The sequence below is a fragment of the Streptomyces sp. NPDC001056 genome, assembly GCF_053598955.1.
Genome location: NZ_JBSFLI010000004.1, coordinates 256652 through 282220, shown reverse-complemented (window position 1 = coordinate 282220; position 25569 = coordinate 256652). Strand labels below are relative to the sequence as shown.

At 73.4% G+C, this 25569-nt stretch carries 22 protein-coding genes; 11 read left to right on the top strand and 11 right to left on the bottom strand.

The genetic code is table 11. From position 1 onward, the window contains the following. A complete protein-coding gene (locus ACWDD7_RS07615; RefSeq protein ID WP_450456704.1) occupies window positions 1–2679 on the bottom strand; it encodes an ATP-binding protein in 2679 nt (892 codons plus the stop codon). A 172-nt stretch (window positions 2680–2851) separates the two neighbouring features. Between ACWDD7_RS07615 and ACWDD7_RS07610 the strand changes: the two genes are divergently transcribed. The 3 genes from ACWDD7_RS07610 (at window position 2852) to ACWDD7_RS07600 (ending at window position 6666) form a co-directional block, all read left to right on the top strand. Then, entirely contained in the window at window positions 2852–4150 is a 1299-nt protein-coding gene (locus tag ACWDD7_RS07610) for an MFS transporter (RefSeq protein WP_450456703.1), read from the top strand. Then, complete coding sequence (locus ACWDD7_RS07605) at window positions 4141–5307, top strand: anhydro-N-acetylmuramic acid kinase (protein ID WP_450456702.1); 1167 nt, start codon at window positions 4141–4143, stop codon at window positions 5305–5307. Before ACWDD7_RS07610 ends, ACWDD7_RS07605 begins: the two co-directional genes overlap by 10 nt. Window positions 5308–5400: 93 nt before the next feature. Beyond that, window positions 5401–6666 carry a DUF2510 domain-containing protein gene (locus tag ACWDD7_RS07600; protein ID WP_450456701.1) on the top strand — a complete coding sequence of 422 codons (1266 nt, stop codon included), beginning with the start codon at window positions 5401–5403 and terminating at the stop codon, window positions 6664–6666. A gap of 169 nt (window positions 6667–6835) precedes the next feature. Here the strand turns inward: ACWDD7_RS07600 and ACWDD7_RS07595 are convergent, their stop codons facing one another. Then, a complete protein-coding gene (locus ACWDD7_RS07595) occupies window positions 6836–7450 on the bottom strand; it encodes a TetR/AcrR family transcriptional regulator (protein WP_351881636.1) in 615 nt (204 codons plus the stop codon). Between the two features lie 231 nt (window positions 7451–7681). On the opposite strand from ACWDD7_RS07595, the gene ACWDD7_RS07590 reads away from it, so the two are divergent. Together ACWDD7_RS07590 and ACWDD7_RS07585 are read left to right on the top strand one after the other, a co-directional pair. After that, the gene (locus ACWDD7_RS07590; RefSeq protein ID WP_450456700.1) at window positions 7682–8482 is read left to right on the top strand and encodes a phosphatase PAP2 family protein; all 801 of its coding nucleotides are present in this window, start codon (window positions 7682–7684) and stop codon (window positions 8480–8482) included. Continuing rightward, window positions 8479–9441: a hypothetical protein gene (locus ACWDD7_RS07585; RefSeq protein ID WP_450456699.1), complete on the top strand. Its 963-nt coding sequence runs from the start codon at window positions 8479–8481 to the stop codon at window positions 9439–9441. Before ACWDD7_RS07590 ends, ACWDD7_RS07585 begins: the two co-directional genes overlap by 4 nt. 114 nt (window positions 9442–9555) lie before the next feature. On the opposite strand, the gene ACWDD7_RS07580 is transcribed toward ACWDD7_RS07585, so the two are convergent. From ACWDD7_RS07580 to ACWDD7_RS07570, 3 genes are all read right to left on the bottom strand, one after another. Then, window positions 9556–10455, bottom strand: a complete 900-nt coding sequence (locus ACWDD7_RS07580) for a phospholipid scramblase-related protein (protein ID WP_450456698.1) — start codon at window positions 10453–10455, stop codon at window positions 9556–9558. Between the two features lie 66 nt (window positions 10456–10521). Then, a complete protein-coding gene (locus tag ACWDD7_RS07575) occupies window positions 10522–12570 on the bottom strand; it encodes a phosphocholine-specific phospholipase C (protein WP_450456697.1) in 2049 nt (682 codons plus the stop codon). Window positions 12571–12685: 115 nt separating this feature from the next. Further along, on the bottom strand, window positions 12686–13357 hold the full coding sequence (locus tag ACWDD7_RS07570) for an MmyB family transcriptional regulator (protein ID WP_351876526.1): 672 nt from the start codon (window positions 13355–13357) through the stop codon (window positions 12686–12688). A 257-nt stretch (window positions 13358–13614) separates the two neighbouring features. Here ACWDD7_RS07570 and ACWDD7_RS07565 point away from each other — a divergent pair, with 257 nt between their 5' ends. Together ACWDD7_RS07565 and ACWDD7_RS07560 are read left to right on the top strand one after the other, a co-directional pair. Then, on the top strand, window positions 13615–14271 hold the full coding sequence (locus ACWDD7_RS07565) for a helix-turn-helix domain-containing protein (RefSeq protein ID WP_450456696.1): 657 nt from the start codon (window positions 13615–13617) through the stop codon (window positions 14269–14271). 119 nt (window positions 14272–14390) lie between these two features. Next, window positions 14391–14621, top strand: a complete 231-nt coding sequence (locus ACWDD7_RS07560; protein ID WP_351876524.1) for a hypothetical protein — start codon at window positions 14391–14393, stop codon at window positions 14619–14621. A 294-nt stretch (window positions 14622–14915) separates the two neighbouring features. Here ACWDD7_RS07560 and ACWDD7_RS07555 read toward each other — a convergent pair whose 3' ends face one another. The 3 genes from ACWDD7_RS07555 to ACWDD7_RS07545 all read right to left on the bottom strand — a co-directional run bounded on the left by ACWDD7_RS07555 (window position 14916) and on the right by ACWDD7_RS07545 (window position 17872). Further along, on the bottom strand, window positions 14916–15599 hold the full coding sequence (locus ACWDD7_RS07555) for a 4'-phosphopantetheinyl transferase family protein (protein WP_351876523.1): 684 nt from the start codon (window positions 15597–15599) through the stop codon (window positions 14916–14918). Continuing rightward, window positions 15547–16452, bottom strand: a complete 906-nt coding sequence (locus tag ACWDD7_RS07550; protein ID WP_351876522.1) for a metallophosphoesterase family protein — start codon at window positions 16450–16452, stop codon at window positions 15547–15549. Before ACWDD7_RS07550 ends, ACWDD7_RS07555 begins: the two co-directional genes overlap by 53 nt. Before the next feature lie 82 nt (window positions 16453–16534). Further along, window positions 16535–17872 carry a 6-phospho-beta-glucosidase gene (locus ACWDD7_RS07545; RefSeq protein WP_450456695.1) on the bottom strand — a complete coding sequence of 446 codons (1338 nt, stop codon included), beginning with the start codon at window positions 17870–17872 and terminating at the stop codon, window positions 16535–16537. A 207-nt stretch (window positions 17873–18079) separates the two neighbouring features. Between ACWDD7_RS07545 and ACWDD7_RS07540 the strand changes: the two genes are divergently transcribed. The 3 genes from ACWDD7_RS07540 to ACWDD7_RS07530 all read left to right on the top strand — a co-directional run bounded on the left by ACWDD7_RS07540 (window position 18080) and on the right by ACWDD7_RS07530 (window position 20962). Next, window positions 18080–18922, top strand: coding sequence for a hypothetical protein (locus ACWDD7_RS07540; RefSeq protein WP_351876520.1), 843 nt, complete (start codon window positions 18080–18082; stop codon window positions 18920–18922). Window positions 18923–19118: 196 nt separating this feature from the next. Further along, window positions 19119–20528, top strand: coding sequence for a glycoside hydrolase family 16 protein (locus ACWDD7_RS07535; protein ID WP_351876519.1), 1410 nt, complete (start codon window positions 19119–19121; stop codon window positions 20526–20528). Window positions 20529–20560: 32 nt separating this feature from the next. After that, window positions 20561–20962: a hypothetical protein gene (locus ACWDD7_RS07530; RefSeq protein WP_392212010.1), complete on the top strand. Its 402-nt coding sequence runs from the start codon at window positions 20561–20563 to the stop codon at window positions 20960–20962. Here ACWDD7_RS07530 and ACWDD7_RS07525 read toward each other — a convergent pair. The 3 genes from ACWDD7_RS07525 to ACWDD7_RS07515 all read right to left on the bottom strand — a co-directional run bounded on the left by ACWDD7_RS07525 (window position 20953) and on the right by ACWDD7_RS07515 (window position 23330). After that, window positions 20953–21300 (bottom strand): MerR family transcriptional regulator, encoded by a 348-nt coding sequence (locus tag ACWDD7_RS07525; RefSeq protein WP_450456734.1) that lies wholly within the window; start codon window positions 21298–21300, stop codon window positions 20953–20955. The two genes, ACWDD7_RS07530 and ACWDD7_RS07525, sit on opposite strands and share 10 nt — an antisense overlap. Before the next feature lie 102 nt (window positions 21301–21402). Further along, window positions 21403–22341: an aldo/keto reductase gene (locus ACWDD7_RS07520; RefSeq protein WP_450456694.1), complete on the bottom strand. Its 939-nt coding sequence runs from the start codon at window positions 22339–22341 to the stop codon at window positions 21403–21405. 65 nt (window positions 22342–22406) lie between these two features. Further along, a complete protein-coding gene (locus ACWDD7_RS07515) occupies window positions 22407–23330 on the bottom strand; it encodes a helix-turn-helix domain-containing protein (RefSeq protein ID WP_351876518.1) in 924 nt (307 codons plus the stop codon). Window positions 23331–23476: 146 nt separating this feature from the next. On the opposite strand from ACWDD7_RS07515, the gene tkt reads away from it, so the two are divergent. Beyond that, a complete protein-coding gene (gene tkt, locus ACWDD7_RS07510; protein WP_450456693.1) occupies window positions 23477–25552 on the top strand; it encodes a transketolase in 2076 nt (691 codons plus the stop codon). The last annotated feature ends 17 nt before the right edge of the window (window positions 25553–25569 follow it).

Here is a 25569-nt window from a genome sequence, read left to right as displayed (position 1 = left end):
TCACAGCATCCTGCCCGTCGCCAGCGCCTCCCGCGCCTGTGCCACCAGGCCGTCCGCCCCGCAGGAACGGGCCAGGTCGAGGCCCCGGTTGAGGTCCGCGGCGGAGCGGGCGAGGATGCCGTACTCGATGCGGGCGGCCGCGTGTTCGTACTGGGAGGGTGAGGCCTCCAGGTAGGTGACGGCGCGGCCCGCGAGCTGGAGGGCGCGGCTGCCGGTTTCGAGGGCTGCGGCACAGCGCAGGGCCTCGCCGATGGCGGTGTCCGTGCCGAAGCGCTCGGCCTGCCGGCGGGCGTCGGCGGCGAGCCGCTTGCTGCGCGCCGGGTCCTGGCCCGCGAGGGCCCTGGCGAGGTCGACCGACCAGGGTGCGAGGACCGGGTTGTGGCCGCCCCGGGAGACGGCGGTCTTCTCGGCGGCCTCCAGTTCGTTGACGCCCTCCTCGGTACGGCCGACGGCGAGCAGCAGGCGGCCGCGCACCGAGCGGACGTCGGGGAGCACGATGGTGGAGGGGTAGGGCGGCGCGAAGCCGTACTGTTCGGCGACCGACCATGCCTCCTTGGCCCGGCCGCGGGCGAGCAGGGTGTCGACCAGGCCGCACGTGGCCGACCAGTGCAACGGCAGTCGGCGGCCGACGCGTTCGGCGAGGACGAGGGCCTCGCGCAGATTCGCCTCGGCGTCCCTGAGCCGGCCCTGTCTGCGGTAGGCGAGGCCCAGGTAGGCGTTGGCCAGCGAGAGGTGTCCGCCGTGCCAGCCCGCGCCGGTGTAGACGCGCAGTGCCTCGGAGAACAGGCTTTCGGCGCGGTCGAGCCGGTCGGTGTAGACGTAGGCGCTGCCGAGCATCATCAGCAGCTCGATGCCCCACTCCCGGTCGGTCCAGCCGAGGCCGGGCGCGAGGCGGCCGTTGACGAGGGCCCGGTCGCACAGTTCGACGATCTCGGCGGCGCTCTCGCCGTGCGTCATGGCGTCGAAGCCGCGCAGGACCAGCAGCGCGCGTTCGGTGTTGTCGCGGCCGGCGCAGGTGGCGGCGAGTTCGGCGAGGCTGCGGGAGCGGACCGGGGCGACGGTCTCGCCGTGGATTCCCTCCCACATGTACTGGAAGGCCTGCAACCGCATCCGCACGGGACCCGGTTCGTGCCGGGCGGCCTCGGCCTCGATGGTGCGGACGGCCTCCTCCAACTGGTCGTTGTGGAGCAGGGCCTGGGAGAGGCGGACCACGGCGTCGACGCGGTCGCGGCCGTCGAGCCCGCGCATGCCGAGGGCGTTGCGCAGATGGCAGACGGTGACGGCGGGCGCGGTGAGCAGCGTGGCGCAGCCGAGTTCGTACAGGACATGGGCGTGGATGTCGGGCCGGGGCGGCTCTTCGAGGGCGCGTTCGAGACAGACGCGGGCGGCGTCGGGCGCGCCGACGGCGAGGTGTTCGCGGGCGGCCTCGCGAAGCCGCTCGACCAGTCTCTCGTCGGCCTCCGGGTGCACTACGAGCAGGTGCCGCGCGGCCTCGGCGGCGCCCCGGCCCAGCTCGGTGACGATCTCGGCGGCGACGCCGTGCATGGCGGTGCACACGCCCGGCGGGATGGAGTTGTAGACGGCGGAGGCGATGAGCGGGTGCACGAACTCCAGCTCGGCGCCCCGGTGTTCGGTGGCCGCGGGGTCGGGCGTGGTGAGGATGCGGGCGGTGCGCAGCAGGCCGGCGCAGTGCTGGGCGGTGTCGTCGTCCATGGTGGCGAGGCGGGCGACCGACTCCAGGGTGATGCCCGTGCCGAGGACGGCGGCGGCCCAGGCGAACTGGGTGGCCTGGAAGCCGAGTTCCCTGATCCGGTCGACCAGTCCGCCACCGCGGGCCGCGCGGTTGAGGGCGCGGAGTTCCCCGGCGCGGGCCTCCACCGGCGCCAGTTCGCTCTCCTGCACCTTGGCGAGGAGTTCGACGGCGTCGTACGGGTTGCCCGCGGTCACGGCCCAGACCTCGCGGCAGAACGCGTCGTCGGCGTGCCGGCCGAGGGTGGCACGGGTGAGCCCGGCCGCGGCGTCGGGGGTGAGGGCGCGCAGGTTGTTGACGGGGCGGCCCGCGGCGGCGGCGATCGCGTCGAGGTGGCGGGCGCTCTCCCCGCTGACGTCGCCGGGCCGGCGGGCGACCACGACGAGCACGGACAGGTCGTGCAGGCGTTCGGCGAAGGCGGCGAGCCAGCGCAGGGTCTCCTGGTCGGCCCAGTGCGCGTCGTCGATCAGCAGCACGAGCGGCCACTCGCGGCGGGCGAGTCGGCGCACGGCGGCGACGAGACCGTCGCACACGTACTGCGGGTCGGCGCTCTCCTCCTGCGGTTCGGCTATCCCGAGGGCGGGGCCGGCGATGTCGTACCAGTCGCCGAGGTACTCGCGGGCCTCCTCGGGCAGCAGTGACAGCAGGGCGGGCTGGAGCAACTGCCGTACGACGTTGAAGGGTACGGACCTCAGGGTCTCCGCTCCGCGGGTGTACCACACGGTGCAGCCGCTGCGCTCGGCCATGCGGCGGGTCTCGGTCAGCAGCGCGGTCTTGCCGAGGCCCGCCTCGCCGCGGAAGACCAGCAGCCCGCCCGCGGAGGACTCGTCGGCGCGCAGCTCGTCGATGGCCCGCGCGACGGTGGCGATCTCCGCGTCCCGCTCCCACAGGGGAGCCGAAGCGGCCGCCGGCGGCCGTCCCTCCGTCATCCCGTTACCTCCCCAGGTCGCCCGAACGACGTACAGACCCCGAGCGTAGTCGTCCGGTGGGATATGTGGTGGCGGGTCGGGGCAGCTGTTGCACCGCAGGGTGAAAGCGGGGGCGGCCGGGCGACGCGGGGCCGCCCCGATCATCGGATCGTCGGCGGACGGAGCGTCAACGGTGACCGAGACGAGGCGGGTTCCGCACGGGCGTACGGTGCGGCGCGGCCCCGGGGTGCGGGCGGTGGCGGCGGGATCGGTCGGCAACTTCGTGGAGTGGTACGAGTTCGCCGTCTACGGCTTTCTCGCCACCGTGCTCGCCGAGCGCTTCTTCACCCCGGCGGGCGGCGGCGCGGTGGAGGGACTGGTGCGGACGTACGCCTCCTTCGCGCTCGCGTTCTTCTTCCGGCCGCTCGGCGCGGTCCTGTTCGGCCGGCTGGGCGACCGGTACGGGCGTCGGCCGGTGCTGATCGGGGTGGTGGCGCTGATGTCGGGCGCGACGGCGCTGATCGGCGCGCTGCCGACGTACGGCACGGTGGGCGCCCTCGCGCCGTGGCTGCTCACCTTCCTGCGGGTCGTCCAAGGGCTTGCCGCCGGAGGGGAGTTCGGGGGCGCGGTCGCGGTGCTGACGGAGTTCGCCCCACCGGGGCGGCGCGGGCTGTACGGGGCGTGGCAGTCCTTCACGGTGGCGCTGGGCCTGCTGGGCGGTGCGGGCGTCACGGCGGTGACGGCCGCGGTGCTGGGCACGGACCGGCTGTCCGCGTGGGGATGGCGGCTGCCGTTCCTGCCGGCCGTGCCGCTGGGCCTGCTGGCGTTGTGGCTGCGGACCGGTCTCGCGGAGACGCCGGAGTTCCTCAGGCGGCCGAAGTCCCCTGGGACGAGGCCGGGCCGGGGAGCGATCGTGCTGGCGGCGGCGCGGGTGACGGGCTGGGCGGCGGCCGGTTACACCTTCCTCGTGGTGCTGCCGTCCTACCTCCAGACCGCGCTGCACGCGGGCTTCGGGCAGGCACTGCTGGCCGCGGCGGTGGCCAACGCCGGGTTCGCCGCGGCGATCCTGCCCGCGGGGGCGCTCAGCGACCGGGTGGGGCGGCGGCCGGTGCTGGTCGCGGGCGCGGTGCTGGTCGCGGCGACGGCGCTCCCGGTGCTCAACCTCCTTCAGGACCCCGGGACTTCACCGGTGGTGAAGGCGTGCGCGCTGGCGGGTGCCGGCGCGGTGGTGGGCCTGATGGCGGGCCCCGGCCCCGCCCTCCTCGCCGAGATGTTCCCCTCCCACGTCCGCTGGACGGGCCTCGGCCTCGCCTACGCCCTGTCCAACGCGGTCTTCTCCGGCTGCGCGGGCCTGATCATCACGGAGGCGGTACGAAGGACCGGGGACCCGGACGTCCCCGGGTACTACGCGGCGGCGGCGTGCGCGGTCAGCGTACTGGCGCTGCTGAAAAGGGCGCCGGGGGAAGAGAGTCGGAGGAAACGGTGCGAGTGATCGGGTTGATGTCGGGGACGTCGTACGACGCCGTCGACGCGGCGGCCTGCGATCTGCGGCTGGACGGGGACACGCTGACGCTGCGACCGCTCGGGATGGTCGGCGCGCCGTACGAGGAGCCGCTGCGCACGGCGCTCGCGAAGGCGCTGCCGCCCGCGGAGACCGGGCTCGACACGGTGTGCCGGCTGGACACCGGGATCGGGCAGGCGTTCGCCGCGGCGGCGCTGCGGGCGAACCGTGAACTGTGCGGCGGACGGGCCGAGTTGGTGGCCTCGCACGGGCAGACGGTCTATCACTGGGTGGCGGGCGGGCGGGTGCACGGGACCTTGCAGCTCGGGCAGCCCGCGTGGATCGCCGAGGCGACCGGGCTGCCCGTGGTGGCCGACTTCCGGGCCCGGGACGTCGCGGCGGGCGGACAGGGCGCGCCCCTGGTCAGCCTGGTCGACCTGCTGTGGCTGCGCGGCCGGCCGGGCCGCCCCGTGGCGCTCAACATCGGCGGCATCGCCAACCTGACCGCGCCGGACGGCACCGCCTTCGACACCGGGCCGGGATGCGCGCTCCTCGACGCGGCGGCACGGGAGTTCAGCGGCGGACGGCTCGCCTACGACGCGGACGGCGCCCTGGCCGCGCGCGGCAGGCCCGACCCACGGCTGCTGGAACGGCTGCTCGCGGAGCCGTACTACGCCCTGCCGACGCCGCGCACCACCGGCAAGGAGCTGTTCCACGCCGGGTACCTGCGGGCCGCCGGCGCCTTCGACGGGAGCCGCCCGGAGGACGTCCTCGCCACGCTCACGCTGCTGACGGCGCGGACGGTCGCGGACGCGGTGCGGTCCGTCGGCGCGACGGAGGTGATCGCGTCCGGCGGGGGCGTGCGCAACCCGGCGCTCGTGCGCCTGCTCCGGGATCTGCTCGGGGAGGTGCCCTTGCGTTCCTCGGACGAGTTGGGGCTGCCCGCCGCCGCGAAGGAGGCGTACGCCTTCGCGGTGCTCGGTTTCCTCACCGCGCACGGCCTGGCGGGCACCGATCCGCGCAGCACGGGGGCGCGGCGGCCGAGCGTGCTGGGGTCGGTGACGCCGGGGCGGGACGGGTTCCCGGCGCCGGCGCCCGCGGCCGGTGCGCCGGCGCGGTTGGTGGTGGAGGGCGGGGACGGGAGGTAGCCGAAGAATTCCCGGAGTGAAATACGCCGGTTCGACGGGATTGGCGGCAGATCCTCTCATCGCACTTTCACTGTTGCCTCATACGGTGGGGCCATGACGCAGGTGACTCCTCCCGGGTGGTACCCCGACCCCGGGCAGACGCATGACGGTCCGCCCACCGAGCGCTGGTGGGACGGCAAGGCCTGGACGGACCGGATCCGCCCCGCCGGGACGGCCGCCACGTGGGGTCCCCCGGCACAGGTGCCTCCGGCGGATCAGCCGGCGGCGGGCGCCGACCAGTCGACCCCGGCGGCACCGGCCGACGCGGCTCCGCGGGCCGACCAGGCCGCGCGGGCATCGCAGTCCGACCCCGTGCCACCCGCGGGCCACGCCGCCCCGGCGGGTCAGACGCCGCAGACCACCCCCCTGCCCCCCGTCGGCCAGGGGCCCGGTCAACCGCCCCCCGCCTCCCCGGTCTACGGCGCCTACCCTCCCCAGCAGCCCGGCTACCCGGCCTACACCGGCTACCCCTCGTACCCCGCCCCGCCCGCTCCCCCGTCCCGGGGCCGGCTGCGCACCGGCATAGCCGTCACCGCGGCCGTCGCGGTGCTGGCCTGCATCGGGGTCGGGGTGTACGCGCTCACCCATGACGACGGCCACGGCGGCGAGCGCGCCGGGGCGCAGCACGGCGCGAGCGGCGGGCAGGACGGCGGCGGCTTCGGCGGGCCGGGAGGACCCGGTGGCTCCGACGGGGGTTCCGGCGGACCGGACGGGCCGGGCGGTTCGGGCGGTTCGGGCGGGTCCGACGGCCAGTCACCCTCGCCCGAGCGCTCGCCCGCGCCCAAGATCAAGGGTGGCGGCACCGTACCCGACGCCATCGACGGCATCAGCCTGCCCGTGCCGAAGGGCTGGACCGGGCAGGCGATCAGCGTCGGCGCGCAGGTGACCTCGGACGACTCCTACAAGTGCCCGGGCAACAGCTCCCAGACCTGCACGGCGGGCGGCGCCTACACCGCGCCCGCCGCGGCGCTGGGCACCGACGGCGACACGGCGGAGCAGGTCGCGAAGGCGGACATCGCGGCGAACGCGAAGGAGTCGTACGGCGGCAGCACGTACGGCAGCATCACCTCGCACCAGGAGGTGGCCTCCCAGGCGGTGACCGTGGCCGGGCAGAAGGGTTACCTGGTGCGCTGGAAGGCGGTCACCAGCAAGGGCGCCGACGGTCTGGTCGAGTCGGTCGCCTTCCCCTCGCCGAACGACGCCCGGCAGATGGTCGTCGTGCGCTTCGGCGTCGACGTGGGACAGGACGCGTCGGTCATCGACGAGATCCTCAAGGGGATCAAGGTCTCCGCAGGCGGCGGGAACGGCCAGAACGTCTGACCCCGGCACAGGTACCCCGACAGCTCCCGGGACCGAAGAGTTCGGCCGGGCGGGGTCCCCTCCGCTCAAAGGGGGACCCCGCCCGGCCGGGGGTGCGCGCCGCCCCCGTCCCCACGGTGCGGCGCGGGCAGACCGCCGTTCAGTCATCCCGTGAACGGCGGCCTGGGTCTCACTCCAGTCCGAGTGCGGGCAGCACGGCGGCCTCCACGAACCGGACCAGGTAGTCGGCGTCGGCGTACTGACCGCTGAGCACGGGCCGTACGCGCAGCACGCCGAACATCATGGTGGGGACGAACTCCAGCGCGGGATGGTCCGCGCCGACCTCGCCGCGCGCCACGCCGCGGTCGAGGATCTCCTGGAGCGCGGCGATCTCCGGGTACACCAGCGCCTCGCGGAGCGCCTGGGCCAGCTCCTCGTCCTGGGTGACCGCGGAGCCGAGCGCCTGGAGCAGCTTGGTGTCCTTGCCGGACCAGTCGCCCGCGGCCCGCGCCGCTCGGCGCAGGTCCTCGGCGAGCGATCCGGTGTCGATGCCGGCGAAGCGCACCCGTCCGCGGGCGCGCAGCGCGGCGGCCACGAACTGGGGTTTGTTCTTCCACTGCCGGTAGAGCGTCGATTTGCTGCACCGGGTAGTGGAGGCGACGCCCTCCATGGTCACGGACTCGTAGCCGCACTCGCGGATCTGTTCCAGCACGGCGTCGAAGAACTCCCGCTCACGCTCCGGCGTGATCTTGGAGCGGCGCGAGGCGACGACCGTCTCCGGTCCCTCCGCGGCCTGCGACGTCATGTGCTGCTTCCCCTCGCTCGTGGGCGCCGGTGTCCCTGTGCCCGGTTCCAGTGTGTCGCACTTCAATCGATACGCCAGTGTACCGGTACTCCATCGTATCGGTACACTGGCGTATCGGTACATCAGCGTATCGATACGGACGCGTACCTCGGCACCTCCGCGCCGCGGAGCGTCGCCACGCAGCACCGAAGCACTGCCACACGTCAAGACCGTCAGCGAAGGGGCCGGGGGATGACTGCGCTCACCGAGCCTGCCGAGGCAGAGACGGAGCCGGACGCGTCCGCGCGTCCGGGTCTCATACGCGAGTTCCTGCTCGTCGCGGGGCTCTTCCTCGTCTACAAGTTCGGCCGGCAGCTGGCCACCGGCCACACCGCGCGCGCCTTCCACAACGCCCACCGCGTCTGGGACTTCGAGCGGACCCTGCGCCTCCCCCACGAGACCGCCGTCCAGGCGGCGCTGCTGCACGGCCACACCCTCGTCCGCGTGGCCAACACCTACTACGCGACCGTCCACTTCCCGGCCACGCTCGCCTTCCTGGTCTGGCTCTACGTCAGACGGCCCGCGCACTACGTCTGGGCCCGCCGGGTCCTCGCCGTGGTCACCGCGGCCGCCCTGGTACTGCCCTTCACGTTCCCGCTGGCCCCGCCGCGCATGCTGGCCGAGACCGGTCTGGAGGACACCGCCCGGATCTACGGCCCCTCCGTGTACGGCCCGCCGGCCCACGACCATCTCTCCAACCAGTTCGCGGCGATGCCCTCGCTGCACTTCGGCTGGGCGCTGATGGTGGCGATCGGCCTGATCACCGCCACCCGCTCCCGTTGGCGCGGGCTGTGGCTGCTGCACCCGCTGCTCACCCTGCTGGTGATCGTGGGCACGGCCAACCACTACTGGCTCGACGCGCTCGCCGCGACCGCCATGCTCGGCGTCACCCTCGCGCTGATCCGTCCGCCGCGCCGGAGCACCGGCACGGCGGACCGCGGCACCGGCCGGATCGTCCCGCGCCAGCGGGTCCTGGCGGGAGCGGCCCGATGAGCGCCGCCGCCCTGGCCGCCGTCTCGCTGTCCCTGGTCTCGGCCGCGGCCTACGCGCTCGCCGCCGTCGCCCAGGAGCGGCTGGCCGCCCGCGACACCGGCGCCGGGCTGCTGCGGCTGCTCGGCACGGGCGCCTGGTGGTCGGCGGTGGGCCTGAACGCCGCCGCCGCGCTGCTGCACGTCGTGGCCCTCAAGTACGGTCCGCTGACCGTCGTACAGCCGCTCGGCGCGCTGACGCTGGTGGCGGCCGTGCCGCTGGGCGCGCGGGCGGCCGGGCGGCGGGTCAGCGCGGTGGAGTGGCGCGGTACGGCGCTCACGCTGCTCGGTCTCGGCGCGGTCCTGGTGACCGCGTCCGGACCCGCGCCCTCCCGGGTGCTCAGTCTGCCGGAGGCCCTCGCGGTCGCCGGTGCGACGGCCGCGCTCGTGGGTGCCCTGTCCTGGCCCGGTGCCCGTCCGGGGCTGCGGCACGCGACCGCTTCGGGGTTCGCCTCGGGAGTCGCCTCCGCGCTCACCCAGACGGTGACCGTGGCCGCCACCGACCGTTCGGGGCCGGTGCTGGGCACCGAGGTGGTCGTGGTCGCGGTGCTGGTCGCGGCGTTCGCCGTCGGCGGGCTGCTGCTGTCGCAGACCGCCTACCGCGGCGGCCTCGGCGCCCCACTGGCGGTCGTCACGCTGGCCAACCCGGTGGCCGCCGCGCTGATCGGACTCACCCTGCTCGGACAGGGCCTCACCGGCGGCGCCGGTGGTGTGCTGCTGGCGCTCGCGGGCGCGGGTCTCGCCGCCCGGGGCGTGACGCTGCTCACCCGGGTCACCGCGGCAGTGGCCGGGGCACGGGAGCCGCACGGCCACCCGGTGGCCGCGGTACTCGCCCTGGAGCCCGAGACGGCGGCGGCCGAACCGTTCCTGCGGTCCCGGCTGCCGGAGCAGCCCGAACAGCCAGGGCATCTCACGGCGCTGTGACCGAGGCGCTCGCAGACGTCGGCGGTCGGTACGCGCTCTCTCGCGCGCACCGACCGCCGTCGCCGTACTCCGTGTTCTCTACCGTGCGGTTGCGTGCCCCCGTACGGGACGCACTCAGTTCCAGCCCCGCGAGTCCTGCTTGAGCGCGGTGTCGACGGTCAGGGCCGTCGCGACCACCAGGCTCAGCAGCGGCTCGGGCAGCTGGTAGTGGATCTGCAGGACGTAGTTGTCCGCGGTGGTGAACAGCGTCTTGGCGAGGCCCTCCCAGGTCTTGGTGATCCGGGCCACCTCGTTGTCCGCGTGGTCGACGATCGCGAAGTTCCACGCCCGCCAGTTCTCCGCCTTGATCGCGCCGACCTGCTGGCCGTTCACGTTCATCGCGAAGTTGATCTTGCCGATCATGTTCTGCTGGACGATCTCGCCGACCTGCGAGCCGTCCGGACGGGACACGATCACCCGGGACTTGAAGATCTTCGCGGGCCGGGTCAGCAGCAGCTGAGGCTGGCCGTAGGCGTCGCGGATCTCCAGCTTGTGGGTCAGGAACTGGTCCCAGCTGGAGACGAAGCGCAGGATCTTGCGCAGCGCGCTCTGCCCGACCTCGGTGACCGAGCCGAGTTCGCGGCCGTTCTGATCCATGACCTTGTACTCGTTGGTCAGCTCGATCAGCTTGGCCTTCTGGTTCACCACCAGCACCGGCTCGGTGAACAGGGTGCCGCCGCCGGGACCGCCTGCCACGACCCCGGCCTGCTGCTGCACCTGGCGCTGCACCCGGGCGTCGGGTGCCTGCTGCTGCGGGAACTGCTGCTGCGGCGCCTGCTGGGCCTGCTGGGCCTGCTGGGCCTGCTGGGCCTGCTGCTGCGGCATGCCCTGCTGGGCCCCCGGCGTCTGCTGGCCCTGCTGGGCCTGGTTGTTCGTGTGCTCGGTCCACTGGCTGCCGTCCCAGTAACGGAGCGTCTGAGGCGCCCCGTGCGGGTCCGGGTACCAGCCTGGAGGAGTGTTTGATTGCGTGGTCACCGGGGCACACTACCCTGCTCTGACCGGTACCTGACCAGCCCGCCGGGGGCGCTGTTCATCGCCCGTTCACTCCGTCGCGAGCGCCGGGTCGCTGACGCCGGGCCGCCCGTTCTCCACGTGACCGGCGAAGCCGCGCAGGAAGGCCGGGTCGTCCGCCGAGGTCACCGTCAGGTCGTACCAGAGCCGGCTGCTCGTCAGGTCCACGGTGCGCCGTACGGTCGCGCCGGGGCGTACGGACACGGTGACCGGGGCGCCGCCGTAGCCGTTCGCCAGCTTCAGCCGGGCGGTCCCGGAGCCCTTGTTGGTGAAGGTCAGTTCGACCCGGTCGCCGGTGTGCCGGGCGGTGACCTCGGGGCCCGCCGCCTTGTTGCCGCCCTTGAAGACGCGCAGGAAGCCGTTGGGGCCGTGCGCGGCGAGGTCGTAGGAACCTCCGGAGTAGGCCGAGTTCCAGGTGTCGGACAGGGACTTGCCGGCCTCGGTGGTGTAGGTCCAGGGGCCGTCGGCGCGGTTGCCGGAGGTGACGAGGAAGACCGCGCCGGCCTTGGCCCCCGAGGCGAAGGTGAGCGTGAACGTGCCGGCCGAGGTGTCCGCCGAACCGTCCACCGCGGGCACGTACTTCAGCGGGCGGGTGGGCCTGCTGCCGCGCTCCTGCCGGGGCAGCTCGGGGTGCGCGGGCGGCTTGGGCACGTAGTCGGGGTGCCGGTCGTGGTCCGGCGGCCGGTAACCGGCCGTCGAGGGCAGCGCGACGGGCCGGGTGTCCTTGCGGGAGAAGTCGAAGGCGCTGGTGAGGTCGCCGCACACGGCCCGCCGCCAGGGCGAGATGTTCGGCTCGCGCACCCCGAAGCGGCGCTCGATGAAGCGGATGATCGAGGTGTGGTCGAAGGTCTCGGAGCAGACGTACCCGCCCTTGCTCCACGGCGAGATGACCAGCATGGGCACCCGCTGGCCGAGGCCGTACGGTCCCGCCGCGTACCCGGAGCCGCCCGGGTAGACGTCGGCCGAGACGTCCACCGTGGACTTACCCTGGGCCCCGGAGGCGGCCGGGAAGGGCGGCAGGACGTGGTCGAAGAAGCCGTCGTTCTCGTCGTAGGTCAGGAACAGGGCCGTCTTCGACCACACCTCGGGGTCGGAGGTGAGCGCGTCGAGGACCTGGGAGACGTACCAGGCGCCGTAGTTCGCGGGCCAGTTGGGGTGCTCGGTGAAGGCCTCGGGGGCGACGATCCAGGAGACCTGCGGGAGTGTCCCGGCCTTGACGTCCGCCTTCAGCCGGTCGAAGAAGCCCTCGCCCTGCCGGGCATCGGTGCCGGTGCGGGCCTTGTCGTACAGCGGGTCGCCGGGCTGGGCGCCCCGGTACTGGTCGAAGTAGAGCAGCGAGTTGTCGCCGTAGTTGCCCCGGTAGGCGTCCTCGATCCAGCCCCAGCCGCCGTTCGCGTCCAGGCCGTCGCCGACGTCCTGGTAGATCTTCCAGGAGACGCCCGCCCGCTCCAGGCGCTCGGGGTACGTCGTCCAGCCGTAGCCCTTCTCGTCGTTGCCGAGGACCGGGCCGCCGCCTTTGCCGTCGTTGCCGGTGTGACCCGTCCACATGTAGTAGCGGTTGGGGTCGGTGGAACCGATGAACGAACAGTGGTAGGCGTCGCAGATGGTGAAGCTGTCCGCGAGGGCGTAGTGGAACGGGATGTCCTTGCGGGTGAGATACGCCATCGTCGTCGCGGACTTGGCGGGAACCCACTTGTCGTACTTGCCGCCGTTGAAGGCGGTGTGGCCGTCGTTCCAGCCGTGCGGCAGGTCCTGGATGAAGGCGAGGCCGAGGTCGTCGGCGTCCGGACGGAAGGGCAGGACGTCCCGGGTGCCGTCGGACTGCTGCCACACCGAGCGGCCGTTCTGGCTCACCGGGCGCGGGTCGCCGAAGCCCCGGACGCCGCGCAGCGAGCCGAAGTAGTGGTCGAAGGAACGGTTCTCCTGCATCAGGACGACGATGTGCTCCACGTCCTCCAGCGATCCGGTGCGATGGTTCGCGGGCAGGGCCGCCGCGCGCTGGATGCTGCTCGACAGCGCCGTGAACGCCGTCGTGGCGCCCGCGATCCGAAGGAAGTGCCGCCGGTTGACTTCGGGCATGGGGGGTGGGTCCTCTCGTCTGACGTCCGTGGTGCCGCGCCGAGTGTTCCAAGCGCGGCGAACGTCAGGGAAGGGTGAGGTGGCGCCGAGATGAAACCACGGGACCGGTGTGGGGTCAGCCCTCGGGCGGCGGGACGACCGTCAGGTGCGCGGGCATGGCGCGCTGCCCCCGCGGGCGGCGGACCGGCGCGGTGGCCCGGCGGGAGTCGCGCAGGACCAGCGTCAGCCGTCGGCAGCCCAGCTCGTGCAGGGCGGGCGGGGTCTCGTCCACGATCCGGCACTCGGTGGGGCCCCGGCGCGGGTCGGGGTGGAGCAGCAGCCGCACGGCCCCGTCGAGCCGGGTGCCGCGCTCGCCGACGGCGCCGATCCAGTGCGGCAGGCCCTGCCGGTAGGCGGCCTCCATGAGCGGGTCCTGCCCGATGTCCCGGCGGATCGACTGGAGTTCGGGATCGTGGCCGTACGCGTCCATGGCGCCCTTGAGCTGGGCCAGCATCGGCAGGCACCAGCCCGCCTCGTGGTCGCCGAGGACGAGCCCCGCGTCCGGGTGGAACAGCACGAAGCGCAGGAAGTTGTCCCCGGGCATGGCCGTGGGGTGCGGGCGCGCCCCGCCGAAGAGCGTGGCGAAGGCGTCGTTGGCCAGCACCACGTCCCAGCGGTGGTCGACGACCAGGGACGGGAAGGGCACGGCGTCCAGCAGCGCGCCGTAGTCCTGTAGGTACGACTGGGTCTCGGAGGTCTCGGGGACGGGCCGCGGCGCCGGCCACTGCCCTCCTGCCTGATGTGCCATCGGGAGGTCACCCCTCTTGCCTCTGCGGCCTTCACGCGGCGATGCGATCCTGCTTCCCCGCGAGGAGTGATGTCAACTATCGTGGCATTCCACGCCGGTTGACGGCTGAAATTCGCCACAGTTGTGGCGACACCTGGATGTGGGTTCGGGGCACCGGCTAATCTCCGGGAAGTTCACGGCGACCGCCGGTCCTGGTACCGAGCATGCGGGATGCACGGACGCACCTGTTGCCCTTGAGAGACGTAGGAGTTCTGTCGGTGACGGATGGCTACGAGGATCCGGGCGCCGCGGCGACCGCCCAGCTGCCGGCCGTCGTCGCCCGCGTCACCGCGCTCGCCGAGCGGCTCGGGGTGCCCCAGGCCGAGGTCTTCGACGTCGCGCGGCTCTCGGTCGCCTGCGGGGTGCCGGAGCCGGTCGTCAAGGCGCTGCTCAGCGGCCGCCCGGCGGGCGAGCCCGATGTCCAGGCACGGTTCCTGCAGCGCCTCGGGCTGCTGCGGCGCACCCGGCTGAAGCCGAACGGCCGCAAGTACACCCAGCAGGAGATAGCCGACGGCGCGGGCATGTCACGGCAGCAGGCCGGCGCGCTGATCAACGGCGACCGGCGGCCCACCATGGAGCACTGCGACGCGTTGCAGCGCTTCTTCCGGGTGCACGCCGGGTTCCTGACGGCGGAGGACCCGGAGGCGCTGGCAGGCACGCTCCAGCGCACCGAGCAGGAGCTGCTGCAGAAGCTCGCCGACCGGGAGCGGGCCGCGGCCGGACCCGTCGAGGATCCGCTGGAGCGGCTGCTCCAGGACCACGGGGTGCGCGGAATCGCCTGGCGGGCCGCGCAGTTGCCGACCGACCAGCACCGGGACAAGGTCGCGGAGTGGTTGGACATGCTCCTGGAGAGCGTGAAGCGGCCGGAGGCCTGACGGCGGGTCGGGCGGGTCGCCGGGGTGCGGTTTCGCCCGATTGTCAGTGGTGGGCGGCAAGCTGGATGCGTGCGCCGCAGCGCGCGTGACCGTGACGCCTACTCGGGGAGAGACGACCGATGCCCACCGCCGTACTGACCGACCATGAGCGCACCGCCGTCCAGGCCTACTTGCGACTGCTGCACACGGTGCGCGCCGCCTTCGACGGACCACCGGACGGAGCGCCGCCCGCCCTCGTGCCGCCCTCCGTGCTCGCCGAGGCGGAGACGGCCCTCGCGGAGGCGGGCCTCGCGGGAAACGAGGAGGAGTTCTTCCGGATGCTGGGTGACTGGTGCCCACCGTCCGGGTGAGCGGACAGGACCGGAAACCGGGGCCCCCGTCGCCGGCGTGGGGGTACGGCGACGGGGGCTGCCGCCGGCATCCGGACGCGGTGGCACGACGCGCCGCGGCCGAAACCGGGACGCGGCGCCGGCGACCCACCGGCCGCCGGACCGGGACGGTGCCGGCGCGCGTCGTCCCCGGGCTCCGGGAACGACCAGGAGGCCCGGACCGGCCACCGGCACGATCACCCGGGAGCCGCACGACCAGGGGGCGCGGTGGCGGGAGCCCGTCACCGGGGACGCGGGCGGGGCTGCGCAGGAGTGTCAGGCGGGGTGCGGGATGACGACCGCGGTGGTCACCAGGGCGTCCCGTACGGCCCAGCGGCCGTCGAAGACCTGGAGGCGGCGGTCGCCGACGAGGGGGCCGGGGACGAGGAGTTCGGCATGCAGGGTGCCGTGCGGGGTACCGTCCGGAGCCGGGCACAGGGTGATGTCGGCCTCGGAGAAGTCCAGCCACTCGCGGGTGAGCGGGAACCATGCCTTGTACACCGACTCCTTGGCACTGAACAGGATACGGTCCCAGTGCACCTCCGGCCGCTGCCCGGCGAGCCGCTCCAGGCGTGCCGCCTCGGCGGGCAGGAAGACGGAGGCGCCGACGCCGTCGGGCAGCGGGCCGTGCGGTTCGGCGTCGATACCGAGGGAGACCAGGTCGGTGGCGCGGACCAGCGCGGCGGCGCAGTAGCCGTCGCAGTGGGTCATGCTGCCGACGATGCCCGCCGGCCACTGCGGGGCGCCGCGCTCGCCGCTGACCACGGGTCGCGCCGGAATGCCGAGCTTCTCCATGGCGCGCCGGGCGCAGCCGCGTACGGCGGCGAACTCGCGGCGCCGCTTGGCCACGGCGCGGGCGACGAGCACCTCCTCCTCCGGATGGAGCGGCGTGTCCCACAACGGGTCGTCACGGAGTGCCTCCACGGCCACGACCGACTCCGGGAGCAGTTCCTCGATCACCGGCTTCCACCTCCATCGGCAGAATGCGGCGCGCCCTGCCCGGGGTCTCCGGACGCTTGCGCCACTCACGGGGGTAGCCCACGGAGACCTCGGTGAAGCGGACTCCGTCGTGCCAGGTGGTGCGGGGGATGTGCAGATGGCCGTAGACCATGGTGGCGACGCGGAACCGGCGGTGCCAGTCGGCGGTCAGCTCGGTGCCGCACCACATGGCGAACTCGGGGTGCCACAGCACCTCGGTGGGGTGCCGGTCCAGCGGGTAGTGGTTGGCCAGCACGGTCGGCAGGTCGCCGGGCAGCGCGGCGAGCCTCGCCTCGGTCTGCGCGACCCGGTCGCGGCACCAGGCCTCACGGCTCGGGTACGGGTCCGGGTGCAGCAGGTACTCGTCGTTGCAGACGATGCCGGTGCCCTCGGCGTAGGCGAGGCCCTCGGCCTTGGTGGAGCAGCCGGCGGGCAGGAAGGTGTAGTCGTAGCCGAGGAACAGCGGGGCGACGACGGCCGGGCCGCCGGGGCCGTGCCACACCGGGTAGGGGTCCTCGGGGGTGAGGACACCGAGGCCGCGGCAGACCTCGACCAGGTGCTCGTAGCGGGCGACGCCGCGCAGTTGCACGGGGTCCTTCGGGTGGGTCCACAGGTCGTGGTTGCCCGGCGTCCACAGCACCTTGCGGAAGCGGGCGGCGAGGGTGGAGAGGGTCCAGCGGATGTCCTCGACGGTCTCCGCGATGTCGCCCGCGACGATCAGCCAGTCCTCGTCGTCGGTCGGGTGCAGCTGCTCGACCAGGGTGCGGTTCTCCGGATAGGAGATGTGCAGATCACTGATGGCCAGCAACTGGCCGGTACCGGCCCTGGGCTCCACCCCGTCTCCCCTTCCGATCAGCGGATCGTCGGATCCACAACAACATAATTGCGAGCGGCGTTCAAGGGCCTCTCGCGCGCGCCTACTTGAGGTACGCCAGGCCCGGGTGGGCCGCGATGTAGCCGTCCGTCAGCCGGCCGGCCACGTTCACCGAGTCGACCAGGGGGTGCAGGGCGAAGGCCTTGACCGCCGTCGCCCGGGAGGCGGACTCGGCGGCGGAGAGGATCTCGCGTTCCACCGCCTTGACCGCGCCGACCAGGGCCGCCGCGTGGGCGGGCAGGGGCGCGGCGGCCAGCGGGTGGGCGCCGTTCGCGTCGACCGTGCAGGGGACCTCGACCACGGCGTCGGCGTCGAGGGTGGGGAGGGTGCCGCTGTTGCGGACGTTGAGGATGAGGGTCGTACGCTCGTCGCGGGCGATGGCGCGCATCAGGGCCAGGGCCACCTTCTCGTAGCCGCCGGAGAGGTCCTCGGCCTCGCGTTCGCCGGCCCCCGCCGTCTCGCGGTTCTCCGACATGTACGTCGCCTCGCGCTCGGCGCGGGTGCGGTCCCAGGCGTCGAGCGCGGAGACGTCCGGGCGCAGGGCCTCCTCGTAGAAGCGCGCCTGCTGGTCGCGCAGGAAGGCGCCGCGGGTCCGCTCGGCCTCCTGGTAGGCGCGGACGGTCTCGCGGTTGAAGTAGTAGTAGTGCAGGTACTCGTTGGGGATCGCGCCGAGCGAGCGCAGCCAGTCGGGGCCGAAGAGCCGGCCCTCCTCGAAGGAGCCGAGCAGCGCGGGATCGGCGAGCAGCCGCGGGAGTTCGTCGCGCCCGGCGACGCGCAGACCGCGCACCCAGCCGAGGTGGTTGAGGCCGACGTAGTCCACGAAGGCGTCCCGCGGGTCGGCGCCGAGGACGCGGGCGAGGCGCCGGCCGAGGCCGACCGGCGAGTCGCAGATGCCGATGACGCGGTCGCCGAGGTGCCGGGACATCGCCTCGGTGACCAGGCCGGCCGGGTTGGTGAAGTTGATGACCCACGCGTCCGGGGCGAGGCGGGCCACACGGCGGGCGATGCCGGTCGCGACGGGCACGGTGCGCAACCCGTAGGCGATGCCGCCCGCGCCGACCGTCTCCTGGCCGAGGACGCCCTCGGCCAGCGCGATCCGCTCGTCGTCCGCCCGCCCCGCCAGGCCGCCGACGCGGATCGCGGAGAAGACGAAGTCGGCGCCGCGCAGGGCCTCGTCGAGGTCGGTGGTGGTGCTCACCCGGGGTGCTTCCGGGGTCCCGGCGGCCTGCTCGGCCAGCACCCGGGAGACCGCGTGCAGCCGGTCGGCGTCCAGATCGTGCAGGACGACCTCGGTGACCCGGCCCTCGGCGCGATCGGTCAGCAGCGCGCCGTACACGAGCGGCACGCGGAAGCCGCCACCGCCCAGAATCGTCAGCCTCACGTCCCACGCGCCTTTCCCGAGTCCCGACCGGCCGTCGCGCCCCATCATCCCCGGCACCGCCGTCCGGCGCACGCTCCCGCCCCTCCCGGCTCGCAAAAGCACCCGGCATCGGCCGGAACCGGTACGGCGGACGCGTCGCCGTGACCCGCTGTCCGCCGATCCGTGGTTGCATGCGAACCCCGACTCCACAGCTGTGACAGGAGCCTGATGAAGCGTCGAATCGCCGCGCTCACCGCACTGGTGGGCGCGCTCGTGTGTGCCGCTCCGAACGCGTCGGCGGCCGAGCCGGCCCGGTGGACCGCGGCCGGGACGTCGTACACCGACACCCTCGGCGGCGGCCAGGGCCTCGCCAGCCGGGCCGACGGCTCGCTGCTGCACCGCGGGCTGCTCGACATCCCGCTGGATCTGCGGATCAAGGGCTGGAACCACGTGGGCGACCCGGACATCGCGCGCGGGTATGTGTTCGACGCCTACCAGGGCGCCGACACGGCCACGTCGAAGATGTTCGCGGTGACCACGCCGGGCGGGAAGCGGTACGACTATGTGCACCCGCTCGACCCGGGTGAGAAGGTGAACAACTCCTTCGCCGCCGTCTCGCCCGACGGGCAGTGGCTGGTGTCGGGCGAGTGGGAGGACCAGGACCGGCTCCAGGTGTTCCCGGCGCCGCTGCTCAACCCGGCCACCCCGCGCACCGGCGGGGCGCTGGCCCAGGCCGGGCAGATCAGCCTGGACAGGCCGGTGCGCGACATCCAGGGCTGCGACTTCGTGACCGCCACCCGTCTGGTGTGCGCGTCCGACGACGGCTCGGGCGAACTCTTCCCGCAGAGCAGGCCGTTGCTCCAGGTCGACCTGCCGCACCCGCTGAACGGCGAGCCGGTCACCGGCCGGGTGAGCAGCCTCTTCGGCCTCCCGCAGCAGAGCGTGTGCAAGGGCACGTTCGAGGCCGAGGGCGTCGACTACGACCCCGGCACCGGCACCCTGCGCGCCGAGGTGATCGCACCGGGCGTGTGCGCGGCGGCGACGACCGTGTACGCGTACCGGCTGGAGTAGGGGCGCCCCGGCGGGCGGCGGGCGGCCGGGAGCCGGCCGCCGTCCGCCCCCTTCAGCCGGTGAACTCTCGTGCGTCCGCCGGACTTTCGCTGTTTCAAGTCTTGACGGCCACCGAGTCGGGGGGCACATTGGCGGCACCTTGAGAGCGCTCTCAACGGGTTCCCCGCAAACCCCCCCGCTCCCCGAGAGGCCACCCATGAGTGAATCCTCCGGCACCCCCAGACCCCGCTCCCGCCCCCTGCGCCGCGCCCTCGTCGCGGCCGTCGCCACGTTCGGTCTGGCCGCGGCCGTCGCCACCGCCGCGACCGGGTCCGCCGACGCCTCCGCCCCGGCGCCGCCCTCCGGCTGGTCGCAGGTCTTCCTGGACGACTTCAACGGCGCGGCCGGCAGCAGCGTCAACACCTCCGACTGGCAGTTCGACACCGGGACCTCGTACCCCGGCGGGGCCGGCAACTGGGGCACCGGCGAGGTCGAGTCGATGACGTCGAGCACCAGCAACGTCTCCCTCGACGGCAACGGCGATCTGCTGATCACCCCGCGTCGCGACGCGTCCGGCAACTGGACCTCCGGCCGGATCGAGACCACCCGCACCGACTTCCAGCCCCCGGCCGGCGGCAAGCTGCGCGTGGAGGCCCGCCTCCAGATGCCGAACGTGACCGGCGACGCGGCCGCCGGGTACTGGCCCGCGTTCTGGATGCTGGGCGCGCCCTTCCGCGGCAACTACCAGAACTGGCCGAGCGTCGGCGAGCTGGACATCATGGAGAACGTCCAGGGCCTGAACAAGACCTGGGCCACCATGCACTGCGGGACCAGCCCCGGCGGCCCCTGCAACGAGACCAGCGGCATCGGCAACTCGACCGCCTGCCCGAACACCACGTGCCAGTCGGGCTTCCACACCTACACCATGGAGTGGGACCGCTCGGTCAGCCCGGAGGCGATCCGCTTCTACGTCGACGGCGTCAACTACCAGACGGTCACGGCGAACCAGATGGACGCGGCCACCTGGACCAACGCCACGAACCACGGCTTCTTCGTCATCCTGAACGTGGCGATGGGCGGCGGCTTCCCGGGCGCCTTCGGCGGCGGCCCGACCAGCGCCACCGAGCCGGGCCACCCGATGGTCGTCGACTACGTCCAGGTGCTCCAGTCCTCGGGCGACGGGGGCGGCACCACTCCCCCGCCGCCGACCGGCAACCGGGACGCCTACAGCGCGATCCAGGCGGAGTCGTACGACGACCAGTCCGGCGTGGCCACGGAGACCACCACGGACACCGGCGGCGGGCAGGACATGGGCTACCTCGCCAACGGTGACTGGGCGCTCTACAAGGGCGTGAACTTCGGCTCCACGGCGGCCACCCAGTTCTACGGCCGGGTGGCGAGCGGCGCGGGCAGCGGGGTCAGCGGCCTGGTGGAGGTGCGGCTGGACAGCCGTACCAACGCGCCCATCGGGAGTTTCGCGGTGGGCGACACCGGGGGCTGGCAGTCCTGGCGGACGGTTCCGGCCAACATCGGGTCCGTGACCGGCACGCACGACGTGTACCTCACGTTCACCAGCGGGCAGCCGGCCGACTTCGTGAACGTCAACTGGTTCGACTTCGGGCACTGACCCGCCCGCGGCGGCCGGGGTAGCGTTCTGGCATGACGTCAGGACCGCCCCGGTTTCCGCCGTATCCGATCCGCGGCGTGCGCGTGCTGCACCGGAAGCAGAACTGCGCGCCGCAGTTCGCGCTGATCACGGTGGATTTCGAGCCCGCGGCCGAAGGCGTCGCCCTGGAGGTGGCAAAGGGGCTGACGGTGGAGTACGAACCCGCCGAGGACCTGCCGCGCTTCTTCGCCGCGGTCGCCGCGGGCGTCGAGGAGCGGTTGGGTCTGCCGGACCAGGGTGTCGTGGCCGCCGCCAAGGTGGTGCTGCGGCAGGCCCGCGCGGACACCGTCGGCTCCAGCGAGCGGGCGTTCAGGGTCGCGGGGTACCTCGCGGCCCGCGAGGCGCTGGAGCGGGTGGCACGGGCCGGACGCGGTTTCCCCGACGCTCAGCCGTAGTGGGCGATCTTCTCGTCGAGGACCGCCATGGCCCGGTGCAGGGCGGCCACCCGCTGCTCCAGGACGGCGCGGCGCCCGCGCAGGTAGGAGACCCGGTCCCGCGGGGGTCGCTCGGCGCGCAGGAGGGCGACGAACCCCCGCAGGTCCGCGATGCCGAGACCGGCCTCGCGGAAGCAGGTGACCAGGCCGATCCGGAAGACGTCGTCCTCGGTGTACTCCCTGCGGCCGCCGGCCGAGCGCCGGATCGGGCCGATGAGCCCCTCGCGCTCGTAGTAGCGCAGGGTGTCGACGGAGACGCCGGTACGGTCCGCCGCGGCGGCCGGCGAGAGGGCGGTCACGGTGCTCCTCGGGGTCGTGGGGCGCTGTGCGGTCACGGGGCTCCTCGGGGTCGCGGGGGCGTTCTGCGGTCACGTGGCTCCTTCGAGAACGGGCGGCTGCGGCTACCGTGCCTCGGCGAAGCGCGCCAGATGCTCCTCGCCGAGCCGCACCCGCCGCGCGCCGAGCGCCTCCTCGACCTGTTCCACCCGGCTCGCACCGACGATGGGGTCGATCCCCTGCCGCATCAGCCACGCGAGGACGACCTGGTTCCTGGTGGCCGAGAGTTCACCGGCGACGGTGTCCAGGACCGCGAGCACCCGGTCGGTCCCGGGGTGATCATAGGTGCGCGGCAGCGGCTTGTCCGCGCGCACGTACGAGCCCCACATCAGCGAGCTGTACGACCACACGGTGAGCCCCTCGGACCGCGCGAGGTCCAGGTCCTCGGCGGTGAGCATGCGGTGGCCGGCCTCCGCGACGGGGGTGAACGGGCGCGGCTGGAGCAGCGAGTGGCGCAGTTGCAGGGCCGTCCACGGCGCCACGCCCCGCTGCCGCGCGAGCGACCGGGCGCGCTCGACGCGCCAGGCGGCGTGGTTCGCCGCCCCGACCCGCAGGGCCACTCCCCGCTCGACCAACTCGCCGAAGGCCCCGACCGTCTCCTCCAGCGGCACGGTGCGGTCCTCGGCGTGGGCCCAGAGCAGATCGACGCGGTCGACGCCCAGGCGGCGCAGGCTCTCCCGCAGGCCCGCGTGGACGGCGCGGGCGGAGAGTCCTTCCGCGCTCCGCGGCCAGGAGTGCGGCACGAGCGGGTTCTGCCGGACCTTCGTGGCGATCCGCACCGCGTCGCGCGCCCGTGGGCGGGCCCGGAGCCATGCGCCGAGGACACGCTCGCCGGCGCCGCCGACGCCGCGTGGATCGGCCCAGAAGGAGTAGCAGTTGGCGGTGTCGAGCCAGCGTCCGCCGCCCGCGACGAAGGAGTCGAGGATCGCGAAGGCCCGGTCGCGGTCGACGCGGGTGCCGAAGTCCATTGTCCCGAGGACGATCCCGGGGTCGGTGGTGTCCATGCGGCCCATGCTCGGATCTGGAGCGCGCTCCAGGTCAAGAGCGGCGGCGGGCCCGGCGGCGACGGCTACCGCAGCTCCGCGCGGAAGGCCACCGGCGTCCTGCCGGTGTGCAGTTGGAAGAACTTGGAGAAGTTCGCCGCGTCCGGGAAGCCGACCGCGGCGCCCACCCGGCCGATCGGCAGCTCGGTGTGGGCGAGCAGGCGCTTGGCCTCCAGGACGACGCGTTTGTCGATGAAGCCCTTCGGGGTCTCCCCGGTGGCCGCGCGGACGGCGCGCACCAGGGTGCGGCGGGAGTAGCCGAGGGCGTCCGCGTAGGCGCTGACGCTGTGGTTGGTGGCGAAGCCCTGCTCGACCGCGTCCCGGAACAGGGTGAAGGTGTTGTCCGGCTGCTGCCGTGAGCCGGGCGCCGAGCTGACGGCGAGATGGGCGAGGCGCAGCAGGAACGCGGTCAGGCCGTGCCGCAGGACGGCCGCGTGCAGGCTCGGCGGGAGCGTCGCGGTGTCCTGGTACTCACGGCGCAGCTGTTCCAGCGCCGCCCGCAGCGCTTCGAGCTGGGCCGCGTCGGGGTGCAGCAGCGGCGGGAGGTCGTAGCGGTACAGGCCGGTCGCCTCCACGGTGGCGCGCGGCAGGAAGCCGGGCTGCATGGTGAGCACGGTTCCGCGGTACACGCAGTCGCGGGAGAAGCGGTGGACCTGTCCGGGGCGTATCCACAAGAGGTCGCCGGCCGCGGCCTCGTACTCGGTGAAGTCGACCATGTGGCGTACGGGGCCCTCGGTGAAGAGCAGGACCACGTGGAAGTCGATGCGGTGGACGCGGTCCAGCGGGGCGTCGGCGTGCCAGGCGCGGTCGGCGCCCATGCGGGCGATCCGCATGCCGACGCCGCCGACGGCCAGCTCGGTCGGGAAGGGGAGGGTTCTGATGCCGTCGCCGGCCGTGCCGCCCCCGCCGCCGGCCCCGGCGGCACCGCCTCGGGGCGTTGTGTCAGCCATGTCCTTTTCGCGCCGTCCCTGCTCTGCGAGCACTGTCCCAGATTCACCACAGGGTGACACACCCCGCCCTTCCGTCGAAAAAGTCAGACTTTTAAGTTTGAACACATCAGGCCAGTCTTTCCGCACTGAACGAGGACTTCTTGAAGATGAGCACGCAGACCTCCGGTGACTTCGAGTGGACCGATCTCGACCGGCGTGCCGTGGACACCGCCCGTCTTCTGGCGGCCGACGCGGTGCAGAAGGTGGGCAACGGTCACCCGGGCACGGCGATGAGCCTGGCGCCTGCCGCGTACACGATCTTTCAGAAGGTGATGCGACACGACCCGGCGGACCCGGAGTGGACCGGCCGTGACCGGTTCGTCCTCTCCCCCGGCCACACCTCGCTGACGCTGTACACCCAGCTCTTCCTGGCCGGGTACGAGCTGGAGCTGGACGATCTGAAGGCGTTCCGCACCCAGGGCTCCCGCACCCCCGGCCACCCCGAGTACGGGCACACCGCGGGAGTGGAGACCACCACCGGACCGCTCGGCCAGGGCGCCGCCAACGCGGTGGGCATGGCGATGGCCGCCCGCTACGAGCGCGGCCTGTTCGACCCGGAGGCCCCCGCGGGCACCTCCCCCTTCGACCACACCGTCTGGGCGATCGTCTCCGACGGCGACCTGGAGGAGGGCGTCAGCGCCGAGGCATCCTCGCTCGCCGGCCACCAGAAGCTCGGCAACCTGGTCTTCCTCTACGACGACAACCACATCTCCATCGAGGGCGACACGGCCACCGCCTTCTCCGAGGACGTGCTCAAGCGGTACGAGGCCTACGGCTGGCACACCCAGCGCGTCGAGCCCACCGCCGACGGCGACGTGGACGCGCCCGCCCTGTACGCGGCCCTGAAGGCGGCGCGGGAGGAGACGGAGCGGCCCTCGATCATCGCGATGCGCACGATCATCGCCTGGCCCGCCCCGAACGCGCGGAACACCGAGGCCTCCCACGGCTCGGCGCTCGGCGCGGAGGAGATCGCCGCCACCAAGCGCGTTCTCGGCTTCGACCCCGAGCGGTCCTTCCAGGTCGAGGACGAGGTCCTGAAGCACGCCCGGCGGGCCCTGGACCGGGGCGCCGAGGCGCACGCCGCCTGGGACAAGCGGATCGCCGAGTGGCGCGCCGCCCAGCCGGAGCGGGCCGCCCTGTTCGACCGGATCAGCCGGGGCGAGCTGCCCGCGGGCTGGGAGGACGTCCTGCCGGTCTTCGAGGAGGGCAAGGCGGTCGCCACCCGCGCGGCCTCCGGCAAGGTGCTCCAGGCCCTCGGCCCGGTGCTGCCCGAGCTGTGGGGCGGCTCCGCCGACCTCGCCGGCTCCAACAACACGACCATCGACAGGTCCCGCTCTTTTCTCCCCGAGGGCAATCCGCTGCCGGAGGCCGACCCCTATGGTCGTACCGTGCACTTCGGCATCCGCGAGTTCGCCATGGCGGCGGAGATGAACGGCATCGCCCTGCACGGCAACACCCGCGTCTACGGCGGCACCTTCCTGGTGTTCTCCGACTACATGCGCAACGCCGTGCGCATGTCCGCGCTGATGCAGCTGCCGGTGACGTACGTGTGGACGCACGACTCCGTCGGCCTCGGCGAGGACGGACCCACCCACCAGCCGGTCGAGCACCTGGCCTCGCTGCGCGCGATCCCCGGTCTGAACGTCGTCCGCCCGGCGGACGCCAACGAGACCGCGATCGCCTGGGCCGAGATCCTGAAGAGGCACGCCACCAGCCCCGCCCCGCACGGGCTCGCGCTCACCCGCCAGGGCGTGCCGGTCTACGCGCCGAACGAGGACGCGGCCAAGGGCGGCTACGTGCTGCGCGAGTCCTCGACGGAGGTCCCGGAGGTGATCATCATCGCGACGGGCTCCGAGGTGCAGCTCGCCGTGGCCGCGCGGGAGCGGCTGGAGGCCGAGGGGACCGGCACCCGGGTGGTGTCGATGCCGTCCGTGGAGTGGTTCGAGGAGCAGCCGCGCGCCTACCGCGAGCGAGTGCTGCCGCCGGCCGTGAAGGCCCGGGTCGCGGTGGAGGCCGGCATCGGGCTGACCTGGTACCGCTATGTGGGCGACGCGGGCCGGATCGTCTCCCTGGAGCACTTCGGCGCCTCCGCCGACGCCGACACCCTGTTCACCGAGTTCGGCTTCACCCCTGAGAACGTCGCCGCGGCGGCCCGCGAGTCGCTCGCCGCCGCGCGCGCCTGACACCGACACAACGAAGA

Excerpts from the sequence above, each read along its gene's own strand:
- ACWDD7_RS07600 (WP_450456701.1), top strand. The coding sequence starts at position 5,401 with ATGACGCAGGTGACTCCTCCCGGGTGGTACCCCGACCCCGGGCAGACG.
- ACWDD7_RS07520 (WP_450456694.1), bottom strand. The coding sequence starts at position 22,341 with ATGGACACCACCGACCCCGGGATCGTCCTCGGGACAATGGACTTCGGC.
- ACWDD7_RS07540 (WP_351876520.1), top strand. The coding sequence starts at position 18,080 with ATGAAGCGTCGAATCGCCGCGCTCACCGCACTGGTGGGCGCGCTCGTG.
- tkt (WP_450456693.1), top strand. The coding sequence starts at position 23,477 with ATGAGCACGCAGACCTCCGGTGACTTCGAGTGGACCGATCTCGACCGG.
- ACWDD7_RS07570 (WP_351876526.1), bottom strand. The coding sequence starts at position 13,357 with ATGGCACATCAGGCAGGAGGGCAGTGGCCGGCGCCGCGGCCCGTCCCC.
- ACWDD7_RS07530 (WP_392212010.1), top strand. The coding sequence starts at position 20,561 with ATGACGTCAGGACCGCCCCGGTTTCCGCCGTATCCGATCCGCGGCGTG.
- ACWDD7_RS07615 (WP_450456704.1), bottom strand. The coding sequence starts at position 2,679 with ATGACGGAGGGACGGCCGCCGGCGGCCGCTTCGGCTCCCCTGTGGGAG.
- ACWDD7_RS07515 (WP_351876518.1), bottom strand. The coding sequence starts at position 23,330 with ATGGCTGACACAACGCCCCGAGGCGGTGCCGCCGGGGCCGGCGGCGGG.
- ACWDD7_RS07585 (WP_450456699.1), top strand. The coding sequence starts at position 8,479 with ATGAGCGCCGCCGCCCTGGCCGCCGTCTCGCTGTCCCTGGTCTCGGCC.
- ACWDD7_RS07535 (WP_351876519.1), top strand. The coding sequence starts at position 19,119 with ATGAGTGAATCCTCCGGCACCCCCAGACCCCGCTCCCGCCCCCTGCGC.
- ACWDD7_RS07590 (WP_450456700.1), top strand. The coding sequence starts at position 7,682 with ATGACTGCGCTCACCGAGCCTGCCGAGGCAGAGACGGAGCCGGACGCG.
- ACWDD7_RS07595 (WP_351881636.1), bottom strand. The coding sequence starts at position 7,450 with ATGACGTCGCAGGCCGCGGAGGGACCGGAGACGGTCGTCGCCTCGCGC.
- ACWDD7_RS07560 (WP_351876524.1), top strand. The coding sequence starts at position 14,391 with ATGCCCACCGCCGTACTGACCGACCATGAGCGCACCGCCGTCCAGGCC.
- ACWDD7_RS07575 (WP_450456697.1), bottom strand. The coding sequence starts at position 12,570 with ATGCCCGAAGTCAACCGGCGGCACTTCCTTCGGATCGCGGGCGCCACG.